The organism is Micromonospora sp. LOL_024 (assembly GCF_048060415.1).
Lineage (GTDB): Bacteria > Actinomycetota > Actinomycetes > Mycobacteriales > Micromonosporaceae > Micromonospora.
The window spans coordinates 1-619 of record NZ_JBHMIS010000177.1; the positions used below are offsets into that span (position 1 = coordinate 1).

1 protein-coding gene is annotated in these 619 nt (G+C 68.7%); it reads left to right on the plus strand.

Annotated features, from left to right (window positions below):
* Positions 1-129: 129 nt before the first annotated feature.
* On the plus strand, positions 130-619 hold a 490-nt coding region (locus ACFHWY_RS28780; RefSeq protein ID WP_416583370.1), incomplete at its 3' end, for a transposase family protein.

The following is a 619-nucleotide window of genomic DNA, read 5'->3' on the forward strand; positions in this document are numbered from 1 at the left end:
CCAGAGCCAAAGCAAAGTTCGTTGATCTTCGGTGTGCCTGGTGACGGCGACCCGGTGAACGGACGCGGCCTTCCTCAGTAGACGATGGCGGTTCTCTACGCCAACCGTCGTCTACCAGAAAGGCCGCTCGTGTCAGTCTCGCATGCGGTCACCGATGTCGTCATGAACGAGGCCGGGGAGGTCGACCTCGGCCGGGTCACCGCGCTGGCCGCAGTGTTCGCGCAGGTCAAGGATCCGCGTAAGCCGAAAGGCGTCCGGCATCCCCTCGCTGCGGTGCTGACGGTGCTGACCATGGCACTGTTGTGCGGGGCACGTGACTTCCGGCAGGCCGCCGACAGGGTCGCGGAACTCCCGCAACCCCTGCTCGGCGCCGCAGGCGCCCGCCGGCACCCGGTCCTGGGCATCCGGATCCCGCCCGGGCGCGACACCCTGCGCCGGCTGACCGAGGCCATCGACGCCACGGTCATGGACCGGCTGATCTGTACCTGGCTGAACACCTTGCTCGGCACCCACGTCGGTGTCGGGCTCGCCCTGGACGGCAAGACCGTCCGCAACACCCGCCCCGGCACGGGCCTTGACGTGCAGCTGTTCTCCACGATGCGCCACGACACCGCCGTGG